This is a genomic window from Shewanella sp. 4t3-1-2LB (genome assembly GCF_017368415.1).
In the GTDB taxonomy this organism is placed as follows: Bacteria; Pseudomonadota; Gammaproteobacteria; order Enterobacterales; family Shewanellaceae; genus Shewanella; species Shewanella fodinae.
Genome location: NZ_JAFNJD010000038.1, coordinates 23273 through 46234, shown reverse-complemented (window position 1 = coordinate 46234; position 22962 = coordinate 23273). Strand labels below are relative to the sequence as shown.

At 50.7% G+C, this 22962-nt stretch carries 24 protein-coding genes; 8 read left to right on the top strand and 16 right to left on the bottom strand.

What is annotated here, in order from left to right; translation table 11 throughout:
- A partial coding sequence (locus J3L11_RS19670; RefSeq protein ID WP_347566507.1) for an IS3 family transposase occupies positions 1-116 on the top strand: 116 nt, incomplete at its 5' end.
- Between the two features lie 128 nt (positions 117-244).
- Here J3L11_RS19670 and fabR read toward each other — a convergent pair.
- Complete coding sequence (fabR, locus tag J3L11_RS13955) at positions 245-883, bottom strand: HTH-type transcriptional repressor FabR (RefSeq protein WP_133040274.1); 639 nt, start codon at positions 881-883, stop codon at positions 245-247.
- Positions 884-1024: 141 nt separating this feature from the next.
- On the opposite strand from fabR, the gene J3L11_RS13950 reads away from it, so the two are divergent.
- The 3 genes from J3L11_RS13950 (at position 1025) to mnmH (ending at position 4379) form a co-directional block, all read left to right on the top strand.
- Positions 1025-2134, top strand: a complete 1110-nt coding sequence (locus J3L11_RS13950) for a fatty acid desaturase (protein ID WP_207571391.1) — start codon at positions 1025-1027, stop codon at positions 2132-2134.
- 95 nt (positions 2135-2229) lie between these two features.
- The gene (gene selD / locus J3L11_RS13945) at positions 2230-3273 is read left to right on the top strand and encodes a selenide, water dikinase SelD (RefSeq protein WP_207571390.1); all 1044 of its coding nucleotides are present in this window, start codon (positions 2230-2232) and stop codon (positions 3271-3273) included.
- Complete coding sequence (gene mnmH, locus J3L11_RS13940; protein ID WP_207571389.1) at positions 3273-4379, top strand: tRNA 2-selenouridine(34) synthase MnmH; 1107 nt, start codon at positions 3273-3275, stop codon at positions 4377-4379. Before selD ends, mnmH begins: the two co-directional genes overlap by 1 nt.
- On the opposite strand, the gene cysQ is transcribed toward mnmH, so the two are convergent.
- A complete protein-coding gene (gene cysQ, locus J3L11_RS13935) occupies positions 4376-5182 on the bottom strand; it encodes a 3'(2'),5'-bisphosphate nucleotidase CysQ (RefSeq protein ID WP_133040278.1) in 807 nt (268 codons plus the stop codon). The genes mnmH and cysQ overlap by 4 nt on opposite strands.
- Positions 5183-5261: 79 nt before the next feature.
- Positions 5262-5819, bottom strand: a complete 558-nt coding sequence (gene nudE, locus J3L11_RS13930; protein ID WP_207571388.1) for an ADP compounds hydrolase NudE — start codon at positions 5817-5819, stop codon at positions 5262-5264.
- An 80-nt stretch (positions 5820-5899) separates the two neighbouring features.
- Here nudE and yrfG point away from each other — a divergent pair, with 80 nt between their 5' ends.
- On the top strand, positions 5900-6571 hold the full coding sequence (gene yrfG, locus J3L11_RS13925; RefSeq protein ID WP_207571387.1) for a GMP/IMP nucleotidase: 672 nt from the start codon (positions 5900-5902) through the stop codon (positions 6569-6571).
- Positions 6572-6611: 40 nt separating this feature from the next.
- Here the strand turns inward: yrfG and J3L11_RS13920 are convergent, their stop codons facing one another.
- The 12 genes from J3L11_RS13920 to gspC are packed head-to-tail and all read right to left on the bottom strand — an operon-like array spanning position 6612 to position 18069.
- Positions 6612-7373, bottom strand: a complete 762-nt coding sequence (locus J3L11_RS13920) for a type II secretion system protein N (protein ID WP_207571386.1) — start codon at positions 7371-7373, stop codon at positions 6612-6614.
- Between the two features lie 9 nt (positions 7374-7382).
- Entirely contained in the window at positions 7383-7862 is a 480-nt protein-coding gene (locus J3L11_RS13915; protein ID WP_189617660.1) for a type II secretion system protein M, read from the bottom strand.
- A gap of 1 nt (position 7863) precedes the next feature.
- On the bottom strand, positions 7864-9051 hold the full coding sequence (gene gspL / locus J3L11_RS13910; RefSeq protein WP_207571385.1) for a type II secretion system protein GspL: 1188 nt from the start codon (positions 9049-9051) through the stop codon (positions 7864-7866).
- Between the two features lie 38 nt (positions 9052-9089).
- Entirely contained in the window at positions 9090-10076 is a 987-nt protein-coding gene (gene gspK / locus J3L11_RS13905) for a type II secretion system minor pseudopilin GspK (protein WP_207571384.1), read from the bottom strand.
- A gap of 2 nt (positions 10077-10078) precedes the next feature.
- Positions 10079-10834, bottom strand: coding sequence for a type II secretion system minor pseudopilin GspJ (gene gspJ, locus J3L11_RS13900; RefSeq protein WP_207571383.1), 756 nt, complete (start codon positions 10832-10834; stop codon positions 10079-10081).
- Positions 10815-11183 (bottom strand): type II secretion system minor pseudopilin GspI, encoded by a 369-nt coding sequence (gene gspI, locus J3L11_RS13895; protein WP_189617751.1) that lies wholly within the window; start codon positions 11181-11183, stop codon positions 10815-10817. Before gspI ends, gspJ begins: the two co-directional genes overlap by 20 nt.
- Positions 11170-11742 (bottom strand): type II secretion system minor pseudopilin GspH, encoded by a 573-nt coding sequence (gene gspH, locus J3L11_RS13890; protein ID WP_189617664.1) that lies wholly within the window; start codon positions 11740-11742, stop codon positions 11170-11172. The genes gspI and gspH overlap by 14 nt, the downstream gene beginning before the upstream one ends.
- A gap of 1 nt (position 11743) precedes the next feature.
- Entirely contained in the window at positions 11744-12178 is a 435-nt protein-coding gene (gspG, locus tag J3L11_RS13885) for a type II secretion system major pseudopilin GspG (protein WP_133040287.1), read from the bottom strand.
- Between the two features lie 28 nt (positions 12179-12206).
- Positions 12207-13430, bottom strand: a complete 1224-nt coding sequence (gspF, locus tag J3L11_RS13880; RefSeq protein WP_133040288.1) for a type II secretion system inner membrane protein GspF — start codon at positions 13428-13430, stop codon at positions 12207-12209.
- A 3-nt stretch (positions 13431-13433) separates the two neighbouring features.
- Entirely contained in the window at positions 13434-14999 is a 1566-nt protein-coding gene (gene gspE, locus J3L11_RS13875; protein ID WP_189617666.1) for a type II secretion system ATPase GspE, read from the bottom strand.
- Complete coding sequence (gspD, locus tag J3L11_RS13870) at positions 14992-17133, bottom strand: type II secretion system secretin GspD (RefSeq protein ID WP_207571382.1); 2142 nt, start codon at positions 17131-17133, stop codon at positions 14992-14994. The genes gspE and gspD overlap by 8 nt, the downstream gene beginning before the upstream one ends.
- A 24-nt stretch (positions 17134-17157) precedes the next feature.
- Positions 17158-18069, bottom strand: coding sequence for a type II secretion system protein GspC (gene gspC, locus J3L11_RS13865; protein ID WP_207571381.1), 912 nt, complete (start codon positions 18067-18069; stop codon positions 17158-17160).
- 265 nt (positions 18070-18334) lie between these two features.
- Between gspC and hslR the strand changes: the two genes are divergently transcribed.
- From hslR to J3L11_RS13850, 3 genes are all read left to right on the top strand, one after another.
- Positions 18335-18730, top strand: a complete 396-nt coding sequence (gene hslR / locus J3L11_RS13860) for a ribosome-associated heat shock protein Hsp15 (RefSeq protein ID WP_207571380.1) — start codon at positions 18335-18337, stop codon at positions 18728-18730.
- Between the two features lie 14 nt (positions 18731-18744).
- Entirely contained in the window at positions 18745-19605 is an 861-nt protein-coding gene (gene hslO / locus J3L11_RS13855; RefSeq protein WP_207571379.1) for an Hsp33 family molecular chaperone HslO, read from the top strand.
- 136 nt (positions 19606-19741) lie between these two features.
- A complete protein-coding gene (locus J3L11_RS13850) occupies positions 19742-21571 on the top strand; it encodes a M14 family metallopeptidase (RefSeq protein ID WP_207571378.1) in 1830 nt (609 codons plus the stop codon).
- A gap of 257 nt (positions 21572-21828) precedes the next feature.
- On the opposite strand, the gene J3L11_RS13845 is transcribed toward J3L11_RS13850, so the two are convergent.
- A complete protein-coding gene (locus J3L11_RS13845; RefSeq protein WP_207571393.1) occupies positions 21829-22863 on the bottom strand; it encodes an IS110 family transposase in 1035 nt (344 codons plus the stop codon).
- Between the last annotated feature and the right edge of the window lie 99 nt (positions 22864-22962).

Below are 22962 nucleotides of genomic sequence, written 5' to 3'. Positions count from 1 at the left end.
ATTATATTGAGATGTTTTACAACCCGAAACGACAGCATAGTTCCAATGATGGACTATCACCGTTAGAGTATGAACGTCAGTATTTTAATGAGGCTAAAAGTCGTCTAGTGAAGTAGTGGCGATTCAGTTGATAATTTTCAATTTTATTAGTGTTTACATAAACCGTTGTAGGATTGTCAGTTTTATACCACGCTCATACTGACGCTAACGTTATACCCCAGCAAAATTACTGACTAAGTCAAAACTAGCGGGATAGGCGGGCACGCAGTTCTGGGTTGTCTCGCTTTTGTTGTAACGCTTCAGCACCTTTCACTACCATCCGCAATTGCGTCACGAGTCGGTCAGCTAACAGCTTTCGATCTGACCGCTTCATATCCAACGCTGCTGCACCGGCATTAAACACCAAGATCACCAGCGCTTCAGCTTGTTCTCGGGCAAGATCGGGGCTGCGGCCGGCAGAATCTTCAACATAATGTGACAATTCAGAAATGAAGTGCTCGATTTCACGCTCAACGGCGGCGCGGAAGGCGGCTGATGTGCCAGAACGTTCGTGTAGCAAAATACGGAACACGTTGGGGTTGGATTCCAACACTTCCATAAAGGTTTCGACAGAAATACGGATCACGCTGCCACCAGCTTCGGCTCGCTGGCGACCTTTGCGCATCATCTGCCGCAAAGCTAGCCCGCCTTCATCGACCATGGTCAGACCCAGTTCATTCATGTCCTTGAAATGGCGATAAAATGAGGTAGGTGCAATATTGGCCTCGCGAGCCACTTCACGCAGACTCAGGCTGGAAAAACTGCGTTCTGCACTTAGTTGGTTAAATGCAGCATCAACCAATGCTCTGCGGGTTTTCTCTTTCTGTTGCGCTCTTACACCCATATTTTTGCCCTACTCTTAAGCTGTTAGGCAGATAATACCTGCTTTGACAGATAAACAAAGACCCTTAGACCAAAGGTGTGATTGGCTAAGCCTTGCATTTTGGCTTACACTTGTAAGCCCAATATCTTCGGGATGACATATATGAAGCAGCCACCCCTTATCTGGATTAACGTCCTTTTCTTTATCAGTACCTTTGCCGGAGCCTGTATACTCGTGCCCTGGCGCGGATTCAGCCATGGTTTTGATGCTGTAGAGTGGAGCTGGTTTGTGATACTGGCTTTTGCGGCTGGCCTCTCCATCACCGCGGGATATCACCGCTTATGGTCCCATAAAGCCTACAAGGCACATCCGCTGGTGCGAGTGTTATATGCTCTTGGCGGGGCCCTAGCATTTCAGAACAGTGCGTTGCACTGGGCCTCGGATCACCGGGTGCACCACAAGCATGTAGACAACAACGACAAAGACCCTTATTCAGCTAACAGAGGTTTCTGGTTTAGCCATATTGGTTGGATGTTACGAGAGTATCAGCCGGAGCGTTATGCCGATTACAGTAATGCTCGCGATCTACAACAGGACGCAGTGGTGATGTGGCAGCATAAATATTACCTGTGGCTGGCGGCGCTGATGAATATTGGCTTACCTCTACTGCTGGGTTGGTTGCATGGCGATGTGCTGTCAATGCTACTGCTGGCTGGATTATTGCGGTTGGTGGTGGTACATCACTGTACTTTCTTTATTAATTCGCTGGCCCATGTGTGGGGACGTCAGCCTTATACCGACCGCAACACGGCGAGAGATAACGGTATTTTAGCGCTACTGACCTACGGCGAAGGCTATCACAACTTTCACCATATATTTGAACATGACTACCGTAATGGTATTCGTTGGTGGCACTACGATCCCACCAAATGGTTGATCCGGACCTTAGCTTGGTGTGGTTTAGCAAGTGAGCTACGGCAGGTACCACAAGAAAAAATTGCCGCAGCCAAGTTGCAGATGCAATTAAAGCGGGCCCAGAAACGTTTAACACACCTGACGAATGCCGATGAGTTGCTAGAACGAGTGCAGCGAGAATATGAAGAATTGAAGCAGCACCTGCTGGCCTACTATGAAGCCAAAAAACAACTGTTGGAGGCAAAACGACATCAACTAGCGCACGAACAGCTTTTACCTCAAGTGGCCGAACTAAAACGTCGCTTTCGCCAGCAACAGCGTCACTGGCAACAGCTGACGGCGAGTCTTGGTGGCTAATCCGCAATTTATTGATAATCGCGACACAGTCAGCTTGTAACGCAGCCGTTTAGGGTTAAGATCGGAGCTTCGCATCCAACGATATGGAGTCTCAGATGTCCGAAGCTCAGATTAAACTTACCGAGTACAGCCACGGCGCTGGCTGTGGCTGTAAAATTTCTCCCAAAGTGCTCACGACAATTCTCGCTTCACAACTGCCGGGCTTTACCGATCCCAATTTATTGGTAGGGAACCAGACCCGAGATGACGCTGCGGTATACAAACTGGATGAGCACACTGGCATTATCAGTACCACCGATTTCTTCATGCCCATTGTGGACGATCCATTTACCTTTGGCAGAATAGCGGCCACTAACGCCATCAGTGACGTATATGCCATGGGCGGCACGCCATTGATGGCCATTGCCATTCTGGGCTGGCCGGTCAGCAAACTGGCACCGGAAGTGGCCCAGCAAGTGGTGGACGGTGGCCGCCAAGCCTGTGCAGATGCCGGGATCATGTTGGCGGGAGGCCATAGCATTGATGCACCGGAACCCATTTTCGGTTTGGCCGTTACCGGTAAAGTTGATTTGGCGCATTTGAAGCAGAATGACACCGCCAAATCGGGTGACCTACTGTATCTGACTAAACCACTGGGGATTGGCATCCTAACCACCGCCCAGAAGCAAAAGAAACTGGCAGAAGCAGATAGTCACATCGCCCCAGACGCTATGTGCCAACTGAACAAAATCGGTGCCGAAGTCGCACGCTTAGCAGGCGTAAATGCGATGACAGACGTCACCGGGTTTGGGCTGGCCGGGCATTTGCTGGAAGTGTGTCAGGGCGCAAAACTGACAGCTACGCTCAATATTGCCAAGTTACCGTTGTTACCCAAAGTGGAAGAATATTTGGCTAAGGGCTGCATTCCCGGAGGAACCCACCGCAACTTTGACAGTTACGGTGAACATCTGCCTGAGCTAGACGAGCGGCAGAAAGCCTTACTGTGCGATCCACAAACCAGCGGCGGCTTGCTAATCACCGTAGCGCCTGCACAGGAAGCGGCACTGCTGGATGTATTGGCCACCCACGGTGTCACTGGTTATAAAATTGGTACGCTGTCAGAACGCCAGCCACATGCCGAATGGATCCAACTGCAATAATGAGTCAATCTGTGGTTGCCGCTGCGGTCTATCGTGAAATTTTTCTTAATGATAGGCCACTTATCGATTTACGGGCCCCCGTAGAATTTGCGAAGGGGGCCTTTCCAAGAAGTAACAATCTGCCGTTGATGACCGATGACGAGCGACAGCAGGTGGGTACCTGTTACCAACATCATGGGCCAAGTGCAGCACTTGCCTTAGGGCATCAGTTGGTTAATGGGGCAACCAAAGCCGCGCGCGTAGAGGCGTGGCTACAGTTTTATCAGCAACATCCCGACCTGTATCTTTATTGTTTCCGCGGTGGTATGCGCTCGCAGATTTCACAGGGCTGGCTGCGTGAAGCCGGCGTAGACATACCTTATGTCGCAGGCGGTTATAAAGGGATGCGGCAGTTTTTGTTACAAACGTTAGAAGCGCCGCAGTTAGCCCCCCAGATACTGATACTCAGTGGCACTACTGGTTCGGGGAAAACCGACGTCATCCAACAACGGCCCCAAGAAGCTGTCGATCTGGAGGAAACCGCAAATCATCGTGGTTCCAGCTTCGGTAAAGAATTAACACCGCAGCCGACCCAGATCAATTTTGAAAATCAATTGGCGATCGCCATCCTCAAACATCAGCAACGTCAGCCCAGTTGCCTGCTACTGGAAGATGAAAGTCATCTGATTGGCCACTGTTTTATTCCAACACCTTTTTTTAACAACATGCAGGCGGCCAATATGGTGGTGCTGGAAGCGCCCTGGCAGCAAAGATTACAGCGATTGCTGGAGCAATATGTCCACAAAATGTGCCGTCAGTTCTGTCAACGTGATGGCGATGAAGCTGGTTTTACCGCCTTTACGCAATATCTATATCAAAGCATCAACGGTATCCGTAAACGCTTGGGATTACAGCAGGCGAGCGAGTTACAAGCATTGATGACGCAGGCGCTACAAGAACAGCAACAACGTAACAATACTGCATTACATCTGGAATGGATCGCCCTACTGCTGACGCGTTATTACGATCCTATGTATGAATACCAGTTACAGCAAAAGGCTGAGCGGATTTTATTTCGGGGCGATCAGGCGGCAATCAACCAATGGTTGGATGAACGTCAAATCTAAACGGCTTTGAGGATATGTTCCCAAGCCAATTCTGGTGCGCCCATCACTATAAAATTGGGATTTTCCAGTGTGTCGCGCTCGTTATAGGTCAGTGGCTGCAATGAAGTATCCAGCAGACGACCACCGGCTTCCTCGATAATAATCTGCGCAGCGCCGGTGTCCCATTCTCCAGTAGGACCGACACGCACATAACAATCGGCACGCCCTTCGGCCACCATGCAACTCTTCAGTGCCGCGCCCCCTAAAGGCAGTAGTTCACAATGCTCAGGCTCTCTGAATAACCGCAGAACTTTTGCCGGATCCTGACGCCGACTAATTGCAAGCCGTAAGTGTTGTGCTGGCGCGGGTTGTCGGCTGTGAATACGTTGCGCAACGCCGTGGTGGCGAATAAAAGCGCCGTGGCCCACGACCGCGTAATAACATTTTTCCGACATTGGCACATACACCACACCCAACACGGGCCGATGCTGCTGCACCAACGCAATAATCACCGAAAAGTCACCACTGCCTGCAATAAACTCCCCGGTTCCATCCAGCGGATCCACCAGCCAGTAGCTGGACCAGTGTCCACGCTCGGCCAACGGGATATCGGATGCTTCTTCGGACAGTACCGGAATGTCAGGTGTTAATTGACTGAGACGTTGAGTGATCAGTTCGTGCGCTGCAATATCTGCCGAGGTGACTGGGGTCAGGTCGTCTTTTATGTTCTGCTGAAAACTGCCCTGTTGATAGATACCGCGGATCATCTTGCCCGCGTCGCTAGCTATTGCTATGACCTGTTCCAGCAACTCTTCTGGCTTCATAACCACTCCAACCTCACTGCAGAGGCAATTAAAGTCAGCGGCCGTTTTCTCGGCACCATCTCTTTGCGGGTTCAACCCATCATCCTTTAAGTTTCAGTCGCTCTAGTGCCAAAAACAAGGCACTGACACTACGAGACTCAGAAAAATCACTCAATTCCAGCAAGCCACGCCATTCCGGTAACGCCCAACGGACCATTTCAATCGGCTCCGGCTCATCGCCTTCTAAACGGCTCTCGTACAGATCTTCTGCCAGAAATATCTGCATCTTGCTGGCAAAATAGCCTGGAGCCAGACTCAATTCTTTTAAATGCACTAAGTGACTGCTACCGTAGCCAATCTCTTCCTGTAGTTCTCGGTTGGCAGCCTGCTCCGGAGTCTCGCCAGGGTCAATCAGACCTTTAGGGAATCCGAGTTCATAGCTATCGGTGCCAGCGGCGTATTCGCGCCCCAGCAACAGCCACTGTTGCTGCAGCACTGGCACTATCATCACTGCACCACGAGAGCCGCCTTTCATTCTTTCGTAATAACGTTCCTGCTGATTGGAAAAACGTAAGTGCACCTGTTCTATATGGAATAGGCGACTCTGAGCGACAGTTTCTGTAGCAAGAATTTCCGGCTTTTGCTGCCGTTTGCTCATTCAGGCCTCGCTTGCCAACTGAAAAAATGTGATATAGGTTGCAATGTTATACCAATTAGCAGGAATTAACAGAGGCTGGCATGTTCCCCTGGGCGCAAATTGACACTGTATTACTGGATATGGATGGCACTCTGCTGGACCTGCATTTTGACAACTATTTCTGGCTATCGCTGGTGCCTGACGCCATTAGCGTGCAAAGAAATATCAGTCGCTCAGAGGCCCAACAGCTGGTACAGAGCGCTTATCTACGGGTAGAGGGAACACTGCAATGGTATTGTCTGGATTACTGGGCGCAGGAGTTGCGGCTGGATATTCTGGCATTGCACCTCAGTATTACGGATAAAATCCGCCTGCTTCAGGATACCGTGCCGTTTCTGCTGGCATTACAACAAGCGGGGAAAAAACGGATATTACTGACCAATGCCCATCCACACAGTTTGCAACTAAAACTGCAACATACGCATCTGGACCAGTATTTGGACGTCGTACTATCAAGTCATCAACTGGGTGTTCCCAAAGAATCCCCACTGTTCTGGCAACAAGTATTTGCACGTTTTCAACTACAACCAGCGCGTTGCCTGTTTGTGGATGACAACGAAAACATCTTACTCGCCGCCAGGGAGGCGGGCATCCAGCATCTGTTGGGGATCAATAATCCCGACAGCAAACGTCCAAACACCCGTTTTACGCATTTCCCTTCGATCAGTGATTATCAATTGCTGACTCAGGGGTTGGCCGTTAGCGCCCCATAAAAAAAGCCGGACATTGCCGGCTTATTATGTTGTGGGGCCATTACAGGCCAGGAATGCGACCATTATATTTCAATGGATAGTTGCCACTCGCATCCGGTTTGCCCAGTAATATTAGCGAATCCTGCAAGTCCTTTGACTGAGCGTCCGTACGGCGCATGCGGCCGTTAACTTCCATCTGCAGCTTATCTTTTAGCAAAATCGTCCCCGCGACGCCAATGGCATTTTTTTGATCGTCAGTGGCCAACTGCAACTGTCCTTGAACACATTGCAGTGTGAATTCAATATTGCCCAACGGATAAGTACCAAACTGGTTATTCAAGCCAATTTGATTCAAAAGTAATTTACCGTTAAGTGCGGCACACCAAGGTTGCCCCTGTACCGCATTATCCAGTATCAGTGACACGTCACCACTGAGCACAGTTTTAAACGGGAGATGGCTATTGCCCACGAGAAAACTCACAGGGGCGTGCAAGCGCAACTCCTTGGCTCGGACACCAGAGGCCGACCAACTCACTAAACCACTACCGTTGACGGCACTGCTACGATTACCTAACTGTAGCTGAGCTTTTATAGACCCCGTCAACAATGCCCAAGGACTGAGTTGCCAGCTCAGTTGCTCCAGTTGCCGTTGCCCAAACTTGGCGAGTTCCGCCTGACCATGCCACAAACTGCCACTGACACCACTGAGCTGAACCCCAGCAGGCAAAGGCGCCAAGGCTACCGCAATTCGTGCCGGGAACAGCACAACCATAAACAGCAGATAAATCAGAATCCCGATTGCAATTTTACTGAACAGTTTCAAAACAATACCTTATGACTGAGATAGCTGAATACGTCTGACTTTTACCATACCCGGTTTTTCACCTTCGGCCACGTCTAGGCTGTCCAGCGACAACCCCTGTTTTTGCACCAATTCTCCCAGATAGGATAACAGGGCATCAAACGGCACATCATCCATCCACAGTTGGATCTGTTTGCCCTGAGGTTGCATGCGGGTGATGGCTAGACCATAGGCACTGGCACTTTGTGTCACCAATGTGCTTAAACTGCTGGTTTGCGCTGGACGACTTCCGGCTTTTTTTAGCGCGGCGATTTTCGCTGCACTTTGTTTGACAAACAATAGCGTCTGCTGCTGGGCGTTGAGTTGCACTTGAGCCTGCGTTTCGGCATTGCTCAGTGGTGTCCAAAGTCCCCAATAAAAAATGGCGATCAGTACGATGCCCGCCATGATGGTCACCAGCCGTTGTTCGCGCTGCGCCAGCGAGGCCCACCATTTTTGCAAATTTTCCATGTTATTTGCTCCTCAGGGTCAGAGTACTGGTGACGGCACCTTCAACGCTGTTCATGGCACCGGCGTCCAATTGAAAATGGTCGCCAGCCAGCGCTTTGAATTTCTCAATTTGGGCATAATCTTTGGCTGTTACCTGCATCCTGATTTCACTGCGGCTACCGTCGAATCGCAAATTGTTGGGTTTAAGCTCGGGGACTTGTTTGAAGGCCTGCTGCAAATTGCCCAGCATTTCAAACAGCTCGCCGCCAGCACCTTGGCCCTGCAAGGATCGCAGTAACGACTCCATCTGCGACCGCACATTGACGATGCGACTGTTGCCCGCTACCTGGCGATAGAGGGTTTCGGTCTGCGCCTGCAATGCGGCGGTCTGACTATGTAACTGATAAATATTGAGCCCTTTGTTGGCCACTCCCAGAACTAAGGCGATTGCCGCGACAATCGCGACCTTTTTCCAAGGCAGTAACTGCTTGCTGTACTCACGTTTAGGGGTGTAACGACCACATAACAGATTAAAAGGCGCGTCCAGATAGCCTTGAGCCATGATTAATAATGGCAATTCCAACGGTTGCGGCTGGCAATCGGCACCTTCCGCAGCAAACTGGCTGTAGCAAGCGATTGAAGGAGGAGTGTCACGCTGTTCGAGCAATGTAGGAAACAATACATCAAACCAATCGCGGCTAACGCTGATACCATCGGCAATGCCCCGGCGTAGCAGCATTTGCCCATGAAATTCCATCAACGCCCAATCCATTCCCTGCAGCGGCAGTGCCAGACAGTCTGGCACCAGCTTGCGTGGTTTCAGACCCGCATCTTGCAACCAAGACAGCCATTCCTGCACGAGACTATGGGCCACTACGGCAACGTGCAAAGTATCACCATCACGAGGCCCCGGTACAAAGTGCAACTCATCAACACTTTGCGCCAGTGACTCTTCCAGCATGAAGGGCAACGCTTTCAGCGCTTGGCGCTGGCCTTTTTCCGGCAAAGTCACAGTCGTCAGGCTGACCGCATCCCCAGCCACTAGTACATCTACGGCCCGATTACCTGCTCGTTCACTCAGTGTCGAGAGCGCACGGGCGTCCGCCAGCTCACCGGAGGCAATGATCTCCTGTTCCTGTTCAGACCACACCAACCAGGCACAAGGCTCATTGATGTTACTGCCTAAACGGATAAATAAGCGTTCACTCACTGTTATTCTCCACCATTCCCTAAGGGCAAAGGCCGTTACTATTGGGCTCCGTACTGACGGGTCAGCACTTCCAGTTTATTGCCACCAATCACGTGCAATACACTCTGCATATGAAATACCGCATCGTCCACTTTCGCTCGTCCATCCAATAGGAAAAACTTACTGGAGACGGTGAAACTGGATTTGAGTTTATCGTCCTGGCTAGCAATCGTGGTCAATGAACCTTGTTGCCAGAAGTCATCAATTTTATCAAAGCCATTGGCGGCTCGTTGATTAATAATGCTTTCTGCCTCACCCACTGAAATCTTATTTTCCAGCATTGCCGCTAACAAAGGCGCCTGCTCTACCTTCACGGTGTTGACGTTCAGTATCTGAGTGTTATTGCCAGGGATCACACAGATATAAGGTAACAGTTTACGGTAAATCTCTTGGCTATACCCCAACACCGCCCGCAGTTCACTCCGATCACTCATTAAGGTGTTAGCTGCCCGATATGGTACTTTGCGCGATTCATATTCCGCATCTTCAGCACCGTAAGCACTAACATCGGTATCGGCATCCAGGTAATCCTTAAGGGTGTATGTCAGGCGTTCAGCATTAAATTCATCAACGCCCAAAGCAACCAACAACGCCGTGTACTGCCGTGCAGCTAATGGCAGGGTTTCAGTTTGCCCGGGTTTGGCTGTTGTTGCCTGGCTTAACGCATTCAAATTAAAACAACTACGTAAATCAGTAATAGTGCCGCCTATTTGCCCCGCTTCTGCTGGGAACACCACATTCGCCAAGGCCCAATATTGCTGCAGATGTACTCGGCCTTCCGAATCGTCCAGATCCTGCTTGAGCACCTTACGCGCCAACTCTTCGGCGGAGATGGCATACCAGTATGCTTGATCATATTCCGCCAGATTGATTGTGCGCCGCACCGAGACCTGATTACGACCGCTGATGCTAACAGCAAGCACGGCGATGATGGCGACAACCAGCAGCACAACGATTAAGGCAACTCCTCGCTGTTTACGCTGCATAATTAGTCCTCGGCTTCCCGGCTACCACCGGTTTTAGCATCGGCATCGCCGTTACCTTGTTCCTCACCATTGGCGTCACCACCAGTCCCCGGCTGTTTGTCGTCTTTGCCATCTGGCGGGAGGTCATCATTCTGCCCACCCTGCGTGGCAGCGCCTGCCGGTAACAAAAACTTACGTATGATGGTGCCACGATCTTCAAGTTCTACTTCTATGGCAATGGCAACCGGCAATCGATTAAAACTCTGTTGATCAGCCTGCTGCCATTTTCCGTCAACAAAAAAGGCATACTTCACTGATAAGACTTTATCCATCAGCACCGTTTTAATCGGTTCACTGCCGATCTCCGGTTCTGGATAAGGGTAATACCAGCGTTGCAATTTGCCTTCTTGCACCACATAAGCCAGTGATTGAATGTTGCCTCTGGGGAGCAGTCCTCCAGGGTTGAGCCAACCGATACGATAAAACACCAGCGCCTGCGACTCTGAGTCCAGCAGGTTATTGCCCACCTGCATCACCATCTCAGTGCGGCTACCAGCCGCCGTGCGAAACGTGCGCGCCACCATCTGCCCCATATCCCGCTCAATACTGCCAAAACCTTGTTGCAGATAACGCAGCTGGGTGGAGAAGTCGCGGGTCACTTCATCGTCTTTAATAACGGTTTGTAGCACCGCGTTTGCCGCCAGTCCCAACATGGCAAAAATGCCAATGGCGACTAGCATTTCCAACAGGGTAAAGCCGCTATTCTTGGTTGAATACATAGCTGCTTACCTTAGTAATAATCCGCTTATATTTATCGCTATCACTGATGCTGATGCGGATCATGCGAAATTTATCGTCGGTGGTTTTAACGACTTCCTGGCGCCAGTACCAGGTTTTTCCCGCCATTTCCACATGGCCTTCTTTGGTACCGAGAGACGGAAAACTTTCCTGCAATCTGGCATCAACCATCTGGTTATCCGCCACCCACTGCGCCAGTGTCTTTTCTTCCAATATCGGCAGATTAGTGACTTGGTCACCAATGCTTTTAGTGATGGCAACTGCCGCAACCGCAAATACCGCCAGCGCCACCATGACCTCCAGCAGAGTCATGCCTTTACTGCGTTGCATCATCAAACCTCCCCATCACCAGACGGCCGAGGTTATCACCGCTCACCAGTTGCTCATATTGCTGCTCGCCGCCATTAGCGATAAAGGTCAGCTCAAAGCCGGTCATCTCGCCGCTAGGTAGCAGCATGATCTGTGGTTCGGGATTTTTGTCATCTTTCTTGTCATCGTTGAAAGGCTTGTCATCGTCAAATAACGAATCTTTTTGCTCTTCCTGATCGAGCGGCAGCCCCTCTACTTGCAAATCGGTAGTGATACCCTGCGGTAGTTTATGTTCGGCCAACAGGTTATCACGTTGTAACGGCTGCCATTTATCATCCACGTAGACCACGTAGTGGTATGCATCTTTATCAACCACTATGCCGACAAACTGGCCGCTGAGCACGGCTTCATTTGTCACCGCCTCAGTTACCGTTATAAAACGCTGCGCCTCACGAGCCAGTTGCTGTTGCTGGTTACCGCCACCAATAGACAGTGTCACGGCTGCCGCCATCAGTCCCATCAGCAGCACCACCAACATCACTTCTAGCAGGGTAAAACCCTGCACTCGCAAGCGCTGCATATTATTGATATTTCTGTAGATTCCAGTTACCGATATCGTCTTCTGTACCGCTCTGTCCATCTGGACCAGCACTGAAAACATCAATTTTGCCGTGTTCACCAGGGCTCAACAGCATGTAAGGGTTGCCCCAAGGATCCTGTGGTAGACGTTTCACATAGCCATCTTCACGGTAGTTGCGGGGCTCTGGAGAAATAGTCGGCTTCTGTACCAGCGCCTCCAAACCCTGTTCGGTAGTGGGATATACGCTGTTATCCAGCTTATACATGTCCAACTGGTTCTCCAGCGCCACAACATCAGACACAGCCTTCTGCCGATCCGCCTTCTCTTTGTTGCCCATAATGTTGGGCACCACCATGGAGGCAAGGATCCCCAGGATCACAATGACCACCATCATTTCCAACAGAGTAAAACCGCGTTGTCTGTCTTTGCGTTGCATTACTTCCTCCTAAAAACGGTCAGTTACCTTAGCCACTGACCATGTTGTTGAGTGCCAGAATGGGTTGCAGAATAGCCATCACAATGAACAGCACTATTACCGCCATACTGACCACCAACGCTGGCTCAAAAATCCCCAGCGCGATGTTGACGTTCGATTCAAATTCACGATCCTGGTTATCGGCGGCGCGCTCCAGCATCTGCTCCAGCTCGCCACTTTTTTCTCCCGAGGCAATCATATACAGCATCATGGGCGGAAACAGCTTGGTATTGGTCAGTGCTGCCCCAAGACTGGTGCCTTCTCGCACCCGGGCGGTCGCCTCAGTAACGGCATCGCGAACCCGCATATTCTGCATGACGTCACTGGCGATGCGCATCCCCTCCAGTAACGGCACAGAGCTAGCGCTGAGAATACTCAGCGTACGGGCAAAACGTGCAGTATTGAGCCCCTTGCTCACTTTTCCCACTACTGGCATACGTAGCAGAAACCCATCGTACTTCAGCCGGAAATCCGCTTTGACCAACATGCGTTTAAACAACACGAGCGCCAGGATTATCACCCCCAGCACAATCAAGCCATAATCCTTGAGGAAATCAGAAGAGGCTATCAAGGCGCGGGTGGTTGCCGGTAACTCTTGTCCCATATGCTGGAACTGCTCCACCACTTTGGGCACCACGGCGGTGAGCAAAATCGAGATAACCGCTATTGCCACCAGCGTTAGCATTGTGGGATAGATCATGGCTTGGGTGAGTTTATTTTTCAGCTGTTGACGTCTTTCGGTGTAATCGGCCAAGCGGTTAAGCACCACTTCCAAGTGACCGGAACGCTCGCCTGAGGCAACCATAGCACGATAAAGATCATCAAAAACGTGAGGGAATTCGGCCATGGAATCGGCCAGAGAATAACCTTCAACTACCCGCGAACGCACCGCCATCACCATAGAGGCCAAGCGATCTTTGTCACACTGCTGTGCGACTGCTTTTAAGGCCTCTTCTATCGGCAATCCTGCTGCAATCAGTGTCGCCATCTGGCGGGTAATCAACGCCAGCTCTGCCACTGAGATCCGTTGCCGACGATTTAACCAACCCGCTTTCGCGACCCTGGACTCCTTTTCGGTGACCTGGGTCAGCTCTAACGGCATCAGCTTTTGCTCTCTTAACTGACTGCGCGCATGCCGTGGGGTATCCGCTTCAATCACCCCCTTGACTTGCTTGCCCGCACTATTGAGGGCTTTATAGTCAAACGCCGCCATTGTTTACTCCTCGCGGGTTACGCGCAGTACTTCTTCCAGGGTGGTGATCCCTGCCAGTACTTTCTGCATACCGTCGTGGCGGATGCTAGGGGCGAATTCACGGATATATTTCTCTATTGCCAGTTCGCCGCGGCCACCATGGATCAATTCGCGGATTTTATCATCCACTAACAACAGCTCATGGATGCCAGTACGTCCTTTATAACCGTTAAAACCACAAGCTTTGCAGCCCTTGGCACGGTATATCGGTGTTTCATCCTTTTTAGACAATCCCAGCAGTTCCCGCTCCTGTTTGCTTGGCAGATGTGGCTCTTTACATTCATCACAGAGGGTGCGCACCAGACGCTGTGCCAGTACGCCTAGCAAACTGGACGACACCAGAAATGGCTCTACCCCCATGTCCTGTAGACGGGTAATCGCGCCAGAGGCGGTGTTGGTGTGCAAAGTTGATAACACTAGATGGCCTGTCAAAGAGGCCTGTACCGCAATTTGAGCCGTCTCTAGGTCACGAATTTCACCAATCATTACTACATCTGGGTCCTGACGCAAAATGGCGCGCAGCCCACGGGCAAAAGTCATATCCACCTTGGTGTTAACCTGTGTCTGACCTATGCCCTCAATTTCATATTCAATGGGGTCTTCTACTGTCAGGATATTGATATCTTTATGGTTAATGTCAGTTAAGCCCGCATACAGCGTGGTACTTTTACCGGAACCTGTTGGCCCGGTCACCAAAATGATGCCATGGGGTTTACGCAGCAGTTCTTCAAACTGTACTCGGATGGCTTCCGTCATCCCGAGCTGCACTAAATCGAGGTTACCGGCATTTTTATCCAGCAAACGCAAGACCACTCGTTCACCGTGGCTGGACGGCATGGTAGAAACACGCACATCCACCGCACGACCGCCGATACGCAACGAGATACGGCCATCTTGAGGTACTCGTTTCTCCGCGATGTCCAGCCGCGCCATGACCTTGATACGGGATACCAGCAGCGATGACAACTTCCGATTGGGACGTAGCACTTCCCGCAGCACGCCATCAATGCGAAAACGGATCACTAGCTGCTTTTCATAGGTTTCGATGTGGATATCTGAGGCTTCTTCTTTGATGGCCTCGGACAATAATGCGTTGATCAAGCGAATAATCGGCGCATCGTCATCCCCTTCCAACAGATCTTCTGTCTGCGGCAGTTCTTCTGCCAGGGTAAACAGATCCATTTCGTTGCCGATGTCTTCCATCAACTGTTGCGCTTCAGAGGAGTTACTCTGATAGGTCTGGGTCAACCGATATTCAAATGTTGTTTCGTCCACTTTTTGCAGGCGCAACTCACAGCCCGCATAACGTCGGGCTTCCAACAACGCTGACATCGAGGCTCTAGCAGTATAAAACAATACCAACTGCTCGCCGTCCTTACTCAGCACCACGCCGTGGCGATGGGCAAATGCAAAGGGCAGACGTTCACTGCTTGCCGAATGAAACAGCTCATCACCCTCGGACTCGGCCACCAATCCCAATTCACTGGAGACCTGGGTCAACTCCTCTGTCTGAGTTTCAATCTCACTCATGGTCACTGCCGTCTTGTTTTTTGTCGCCGCTAATTGCTCTTAATGCTGGTTCAGATTCACGTTTCGGTGTCGCCAGCGCCTGTCCGTTTTTGTAACGCTCCAGAATATCATTGACTTCTGGTGGTAACTGCTCGCCGGTTTTTAACTCGTCCATTACCGGTACTTTAGCATCTGGCATCAGGTTAATGCCTCGCTGTTGCTGTTCTAGCTGTAGCGCACGGAAGTAGTTGTATTTACGCCCCGCAATGCCTTCCATGGTCACGCCGTCACGGACGATGGTGGGTTTGATAAAGACCATCAGGTTGCGCTTAGTCTTTTTACTGCTGCTGGAACGGAACAACTGCCCGAGGAATGGAATATCACCCAGCAATGGTACTTTCTGCACACTTTCCTGAGTTTCTTCGTTGATCAGTCCGCCGAGTACCACAATCTGCCCAGAATCCGCCATCACAGTGGTGGTTAACCGTCGAGTCGCAAAAGTAACGTCAACACTGGTGTTACCATTGATGCCTGACACTTCCTGCTCAATCGTCAGCTTAACGGCGTTACCTTCGTTGATCTGCGGCACCACTTTCAACTTAACGCCGACCTCTTTACGCTCCACAGTGGTAAAAGGATTGCTGTTACCGTTTTGCGAACTCTGTGAACCGGTAATCACGGGGACTTCGTCGCCGACAATAAAGGATGCTTCCTGATTATCCATGGTGGTAATAGAAGGCGTTGCCAGTACGTTTGAATTAGTGTCCGATGCCACCGCTTGGATCAAGGCACCAAAATCGCCGGAAACAATTCCCCACGCCACACCGTTGACTTTACTCAAAGCGCTGGCCAGTGCGGTTACATCGCCATCGGTTGTCGGATTAACTGTGGTAACTACATTGTTATTACTATCGGTTGTTTGAACCGTCGTACCATCTTTAGAACGCGCATTCCACACCCCAGCGCCTACTTCTGCCAGCGTCGGCCCAAGGTTATTGAACTGGGTCATGCCACCTGATAGCGACCCCATCTGCACACCTAACCCAATATTATCGCCTTCGGAAATTTCGACGATGATGGCTTCCACCAGCACCTGCGCCCGGCGGATATCCAATTGATTGATGACATTTTCCAATGTGCGCATCTGGTCAGGTTCGGCGCTGATCACCAAAGAATTGGTCTCTTCGTGCGCCATGATGGTGATATTGTTATTGCGCTTGCCAGTTCCCCCCGCCACAGCAGCGGTGGCGGCATTAGCGCCGTCTTTACTCTCCATTTTCTGAGCAAAGCCGTTCAGCACTTCCACTAGGTCTTTGGCTTTGGCATATTTCAGATAACGCACCTTGGTGTTACCGGTAGTTGCCTGTTCCGCATCTAGACGGGAGATCAGTTCAACGGCCCGTTCACGGCTACGTTGATCGCCACTGACCACCACCGCATTGGTGCGTTCATCCGCGACGACTTTAGGTGCCTGCCCAGGCATCTGCGCCTGGTTAGCACTGGTACGGTACAAATTATCAATAATCCGCACAATTTCGCCCGCTGAGGCAAATTTCAGCTGTACCACTTGGGTATCAACATCACCCTGTTTGTCCACCTGCTTGACGATATCCACCAGCTTGTTCACCACCGCCGCCCGGCCAGTGATCATCAACACGTTTGATGGGTCATAGTTCACCACGTTGCCGCCACCAGCGTTATCGTTCAGTTGCCGCAGCAAAGGCGCCAACTGTTTGGCTTCGGTGTTATACAAGGCAACAATGCGGGTGACCATTTCGTCACCGAGTCCCGGCGCTTTATCATCAGCTAGGCGAATAGATGACACTTTGGCATCTTTATCCTTGACCACCTTGATGACATTGTTTTCCATCTCCACCACGGCGTAACCATAAACCTGCAGCACGTTGAGGAAGAACTGGTAGTATTGCTGATCGTTGAGCATATCGTAGCTGCGCACATTGATTTTACCGCGCACAGTTGGATCAACAATGATGGTTTTATTCAGGTTTTTACCCACAATATTGATAAATTCCTGAATATCCGTGCCCTTAAAGTTGGCCGCATATTGTTCCGACCAAGCATTCGATTGGGAAAACAAAGCAACTGAAGCCACCAGCCCCGCAATCAGCTTGGTTCGAATCCGCTTATTATTCATTATTCAACTTCCCCTAAACCTGCGTTACTGCGGCAAACTAAACATAAGTTCGACCAGCTGACCATCCCGTTCGACGGTAACGGAAATCTCGGTCAGATCTGGCAATTGACCCATCACGTCAAGCGCTTGGGTCATGTCAGTCAAATCATAGCCATTAATGGCTTTCGCCAAATCATTGGGTTTAAACCCGGCCTTTTGAAATAACTCGGGATTTTTCCCCGGGTTAATACGGTATCCCACCAGTTCCCCTTCCTGCTGCACTGGCGAAATCGCCAGATAATCGCTGAGCTTGCCGGGGTCCGCCAGCAATTGATCGCGGGACGCCTGAATATCGCGTCCCAATGCCGCATCACGACGATCAACCTTCAGCGGTTTTTCAGTGCGCGCCTGCTGTAGCTGCTGGTTGGCGGTATTCGTGGTGGTGAACTCCAGCCCGTCGAGCATCAATGTCTCGTAGCGGCCAGCGTTAGTAATTATGATGCGGTCAGCGTAGACCTCTTTCAGCGAAGCTGATGTCCCTTTGATTTTATCGCCCGGACTGTAGGTATCTTGGCTACCCTGTGACTCAATTACTGCCAGTCCACGCTGCTCAGCCGTAGAAGCCACCACGCCAGTTAACAGAATAGATAAGGAGGTTTTAGGAGCATCGGTGATCAGCTCCGGCGCAGTAGATTTTGCTGGCGCGCTGCTGTTAGCGTCTGCCTGACCGAATAATGCCAGTCCTTTAATCACTGACAAATCCACATTCTGTTGCTGACGTTGGCCGATGTCTGATGGCTGCCACAGCAATGGAGCGGGAGCCACCGGGATCAGCTTCCAAGTGATCTGCGCTGCTAGGTACAGCACCAACAGCAGTAACAACCAGAAAACAGCATTACTGGCCGGTTTTGACGGAATAGCCGCTACCTTGGTGATAATCTTGTCCAGAGAATCCATATTTTCCCGGGCCTCTTAATCAGGCACTGTTGCTATATTATTATCTGATTTACTAATTAAATCTTGCGCCATGCTAACCTAGAGCAGGGACGGCAACAAGAGTACCACCCGCCAGACATTGGCTAAAACAGCCGGATTATGCTACCTTTTCGCGCCAAAAAAGGGTGTGATGCGCCCCACTCTTTGAAGCCAGTTAAAGGTATAAGTTGTCGGTTTTGGCAACTCTGTGAACTCATCCATACCATCTGCAAATAGGAGCGGCACCATGCTGGAAAGCCACAATGACGAGGCTGTCAGGCTAGATAAATGGTTATGGGCTGCCCGCTTTTATAAAACCCGAGCCCTAGCCAAAGAGATGATCAACAGTGGTAAAGTGCACTATAACGGTCAACGGGCTAAATCCAGTAAAAATGCCGAAATTGGCGCCCGCATAAAATTACGTCAGGGATATGACGAGAAAGAGATCGTGATCAAAAAAATTTCTGGTGTGCGCCAAAGCGCGGCCATCGCTCAGACACTCTATGAAGAAACCAGTGACAGCATCAGTAAACGCCAGGCAAATGCTGAAGCCAGACGGTTGAACATACTACTGAACCCGGCCCCCGACAGTAAGCCGGATAAAAAACAGCGGCGCCAACTGCTGCGTTTTATAGAATCCTGATTGTGAGAACCCGAATGAACCAAGACCAACTTCACCGATACCTGTTTGATAACGCCGATGTTCGCGGCGAGATGGTACAACTGCAGCAAAGTTACCAGCAGGTGCTGGCAACACATCAGTATCCAGCAAGAATCCAGACACTGCTGGGAGAACTGCTAGCAGCCACCTCCTTATTAACTGCTACGTTGAAGTTCAACGGCGATATTAGCGTCCAGCTGCAAAGTAAAGGGCCGGTATCTCTGGCGGTGATCAATGGCACCAACAACCAGCAACTGCGCGGCGTTGCGCGCTGGCAAGGTGAAATAGCCGACGATGCGACGTTACAGCAGCTATTTCCTAACGGTTATATGGCGATTACCGTAACGCCAGAAGAGGGTGAACGCTATCAAGGTGTGGTTGCACTGGATAAGGCCACGGTTGCACAGTGTTTGGAGGACTATTTTGCCCAGTCAGAGCAGTTGCCTACTGGAATATGGCTGTTCGCGGACGGTCATCATGCCGCGGGCATGCTGCTGCAAGTGTTACCAAGCGAACAACCACAACGCGAAGATTTTGAACACCTGCTGCAGTTGACCGCCACTATCAGCGCCGAGGAACTGTACCAACTGCCAGCACGGGAAATTTTACATCGACTGTATCATCAGGAAGATCTGCGTTTGTTTGATGCCATTGATGTCAGTTTCCGTTGCAGTTGCTCCCGTGAACGTTGCGCTGCCGCCATCCGCACCCTGGATAAAGCCGAAATCGACAGTGTTATCGCCGAGCGTGGCGCGGTAGAAATGGACTGTGAATATTGCAACAGCCACTACCGCTTTGACGCCATCGATGTGGAAGCCATTTTTAACATCACCAACGCACCAGAACGTCAGCAATAACATTCTTAAAAATAAGCCAGCGACAATGCTGGCTTATTTATTATAAGCAGCCAATATTGTCCACTTTGCCCTTGAAACTCACACTAAATTGTTGAAATATCAAAGGCCGGTATTCAACCTGTCGTCGGAGTTCCCCATGCGTTTCATCCCGCTGTTTGCCTTGTGTGTCGCACTATTGCCACTATCCGTGCTAGCGCAAACAGCCCCGGTATCAACTTATGTCAATGATAATATCCTGCCGCCACAGCGCCCTTGGCATGGTACAGATGAGGCATTAATGCAAACGGGAGACAGCCGTTGGGCCACCCCGTTTGAGCAGAGTGGTGGCATCCGCAGCCCAAGTTACCAAGAAACCATGCAATGGCTCGATAAACTGATGAGCGACAGCAGTGGACTGGAAAAAGTCAGCCTAGGCTTGAGTCCCCAAGGGCGTGATATTTGGATGTACATTGCCAGTGATGAAGGCGCCAAAACGCCGCAGGAACTGCAAGCCAATCATAAACCAACCGTACTGGTACAAGCTGGGATCCACGGTGGCGAAATAGATGGTAAAGATGCTGGTATGATGCTGCTGCGTGATATTTTCCAGGGTGAAAAGCGGCAATTATTGGAACATGTGAACTTGCTGTTCGTGCCGATCCTAAATGTCGATGGTCATGAACGCAGCGGTGAATACAACCGGGTTAACCAACGCGGCCCGGTGCAAATGGGCTGGCGCAGTAACAGTCAGAATCTCAATCTTAACCGCGACTATGCCAAGGCAGACACACTCGAAATTCAAAGTATGTTGCGCGCTATCAACAATTGGGATCCGCAACTCTATATTGACGTGCATGTTACCGATGGCCTCGATTATCAGTATGACATTACCTTTGGCTATAACACCGCCGAAGGCTTAAGTCCCAATATTTATCAGTGGTTTACCCAGAATTACCGACCTCAGATAGAACAGGCGCTCACCGCCGCGGGCCACACGCCAGGGCCACTGGTGTTCACCGTAGACAATACTGATCTGTCCAAGGGGTTAAAGCTGTGGCACCCGAGCCCACGCTTTTCAGATGGTTATGGTGATGCGCGGCATCTACCAACCGTGCTTATCGAAAACCATAGTTTGAAACCCTTCAAGCAAAGGGTGCTGGGCACTTATGTGTTGCTGGAACAAACGTTGCGAACCGTTGGAGAACAGGCCACCCGCTTGCAGGCGGCCATTGAAAAAGACCGCTACCGTTACCCACAACTGCTGACCCTAACGTGGGAGCAAGAGCAGCAGCCAACGACTCGGGATTTTCTTGGAGTAGCCTACACCGTTGAACACAGTGCCATTTCCGGTGCCAACGTGGTGCACTGGAACGGCGAAGCCAAGCTTTATCCGCAACTACCACTGTTTGGTGATACGAAAGAAGGATTACGGGTGAGTCGCCCAGCTGCCTATTATATTCCGCCTCAGTGGCAGAAGGTTATTCAGCGTTTAACCCTACATGGCATCCGTATGGAAACGCTGCAGCAGCCAACCCCCCTGACGTTACAACAATATCGCCTCAGTAACCCTCAATTTGGTCAGAGCAGCTTCGAGGGCCATCAACGGTTGCAAGCCAATAGCAAACTGGAAAAAGCCGCAGTCACGCTACCGGCGGGCACCGTAGAAATTCCCACTGATCAACCTTTGGGCGATCTCGCCGTCATGTTGCTGGAACCGCAATCGCCCGATTCACTGCTGCAATGGGGATTTTTCAACAACATAGCCAACCGTACCGAGTATATTGAAGATTACGCAATTGAGCCGCTGGCTCAGCAAATGCTGGCACAACAACCGGAGCTAAAGAAAGCATTTGAGCAGGCATTAAAAGATCCAGCATTTGCGGCCGACCCCAAAGCACGTTTGCGCTGGTTCTACGAGCGTAGCCCTTATTTTGATCAAGAGTATCTGCTGTATCCAGTGTATCGCAGCCGCGAGCGAGGTCAGTAAACACGCCACCGCTAAAGGCTCGATAAACTGCAACGAAAAACAAAATGTATGGTCCGCCTCGTTGTTGCAAGCATAAAATTCAATGACGAGGTGGGTCTGCGCTAATGTATTCGGAGTCTCTGTTGGAGGCTCTCGCCTACCGCTCCACGATGAGTTCCGCGCCGGAATATCCTCAAAAAGCCCAAAGCATTTGACTGCTGTTTTTATTATCAGGTTTTACTCCGGTGGTACTACCGTTTTCGTCATCTTCACTCTATTCATGCAAACGCTGGTTGCAGCTTTGCTGCGTTAAATTGTTCTTTCGTTCTCAACACTGACCACACGATTCTCGCAAGCTTGTTTGCCAACGCCACACACGCCACATTGAATGGCTTGGTTGCTCTGAGCTTTATCAGCCATTCGCCAAACACCGCCCCCGTCTTCTCTGGCCGCGCTAAAATCGCCCGCGCACCGTGAATGAATAACGTGCGTAGATGCTTGTTGCCTCGCTTACTTATCCCGAGTAATCGGGGTTTTCCTCCGGTGGAATGTTGATGAGGCACTAACCCTAGCCAAGCCGCTAAATCTCGCCCATTTTTGAATTGCTCGGCATTACCTAACTCCGCCACACATTGAGAAGCCGTTATGTCGCCAATGCCAGGTATAGACTTCAGTAGCTGTGCATCACCCTGCGTTGCCAGTTGTTGCTTAAGCTTGATGTCTTGCTCGGCAATCCGCTCTGAGAGGTAATCATAATGCGCATGGAGCCCCGCTAACTCTGTGATGAGTGGCGCGGGGAGTTTTCCGGCATGTTCGGCCAACCACTGGAATAAGCGCTTCATGACGCTATGGCCCCTTGGTAGACTGACACCAAACTCCAGTAACAGTGCACCAATGCGTGACATACAGGCAGTGCGCTCTTTGACATAGCCTTGTCGCACGCGATGAACAGCTGACATCATCTGTGCCGCTTCTGTTTTGACCGCGACAAAGCGCATCGATGGCCGCGGTGCTGCTTCAGCAATGGCATCGGCGTCAATAAAGTCGTTCTTGTTGCCTTTGACGTAGGGTTTTACATACTGCGGTGGAATGAGTTTGACTTGATGGCCGAACTGCTGACAAAGCCGTCCAAGCCAATGTGCACCACCACAGGCCTCAAAGGCGATGGTTGTGGGGGGAAGTTGTTGCAGAAAAACAATGAGTTGTTTACGGGAAAACTTCTTACGGACAACCGTGTTACCCGCACGGTCATGGCCAATAAGATGAAAGTTTGACTTGCCTAAATCGATACCGAGTACTTGAATAAACATGATGGTCTACCTCCTGTCTAGCCTAATCTCAGCATAGTTGCTGAGAAGGGAGGCGGACCATCACATTAAGCCCTGCTTCTGCAGGGCTTTTCTCAACGGATA

Coding starts and splice junctions, on each gene's coding strand:
- fabR (WP_133040274.1), bottom strand. CDS start 883: ATGGGTGTAAGAGCGCAACAGAAAGAGAAAACCCGCAGAGCATTGGTT.
- J3L11_RS13950 (WP_207571391.1), top strand. CDS start 1,025: ATGAAGCAGCCACCCCTTATCTGGATTAACGTCCTTTTCTTTATCAGT.
- selD (WP_207571390.1), top strand. CDS start 2,230: ATGTCCGAAGCTCAGATTAAACTTACCGAGTACAGCCACGGCGCTGGC.
- mnmH (WP_207571389.1), top strand. CDS start 3,273: ATGAGTCAATCTGTGGTTGCCGCTGCGGTCTATCGTGAAATTTTTCTT.
- cysQ (WP_133040278.1), bottom strand. CDS start 5,182: ATGAAGCCAGAAGAGTTGCTGGAACAGGTCATAGCAATAGCTAGCGAC.
- nudE (WP_207571388.1), bottom strand. CDS start 5,819: ATGAGCAAACGGCAGCAAAAGCCGGAAATTCTTGCTACAGAAACTGTC.
- yrfG (WP_207571387.1), top strand. CDS start 5,900: ATGTTCCCCTGGGCGCAAATTGACACTGTATTACTGGATATGGATGGC.
- J3L11_RS13915 (WP_189617660.1), bottom strand. CDS start 7,862: ATGGAAAATTTGCAAAAATGGTGGGCCTCGCTGGCGCAGCGCGAACAA.
- gspK (WP_207571384.1), bottom strand. CDS start 10,076: ATGCAGCGTAAACAGCGAGGAGTTGCCTTAATCGTTGTGCTGCTGGTT.
- gspJ (WP_207571383.1), bottom strand. CDS start 10,834: ATGTATTCAACCAAGAATAGCGGCTTTACCCTGTTGGAAATGCTAGTC.
- gspI (WP_189617751.1), bottom strand. CDS start 11,183: ATGCAACGCAGTAAAGGCATGACTCTGCTGGAGGTCATGGTGGCGCTG.
- gspH (WP_189617664.1), bottom strand. CDS start 11,742: ATGCAGCGCTTGCGAGTGCAGGGTTTTACCCTGCTAGAAGTGATGTTG.
- gspG (WP_133040287.1), bottom strand. CDS start 12,178: ATGCAACGCAAAGACAGACAACGCGGTTTTACTCTGTTGGAAATGATG.
- gspF (WP_133040288.1), bottom strand. CDS start 13,430: ATGGCGGCGTTTGACTATAAAGCCCTCAATAGTGCGGGCAAGCAAGTC.
- gspE (WP_189617666.1), bottom strand. CDS start 14,999: ATGAGTGAGATTGAAACTCAGACAGAGGAGTTGACCCAGGTCTCCAGT.
- gspD (WP_207571382.1), bottom strand. CDS start 17,133: ATGAATAATAAGCGGATTCGAACCAAGCTGATTGCGGGGCTGGTGGCT.
- gspC (WP_207571381.1), bottom strand. CDS start 18,069: ATGGATTCTCTGGACAAGATTATCACCAAGGTAGCGGCTATTCCGTCA.
- hslR (WP_207571380.1), top strand. CDS start 18,335: ATGCTGGAAAGCCACAATGACGAGGCTGTCAGGCTAGATAAATGGTTA.
- hslO (WP_207571379.1), top strand. CDS start 18,745: ATGAACCAAGACCAACTTCACCGATACCTGTTTGATAACGCCGATGTT.
- J3L11_RS13850 (WP_207571378.1), top strand. CDS start 19,742: ATGCGTTTCATCCCGCTGTTTGCCTTGTGTGTCGCACTATTGCCACTA.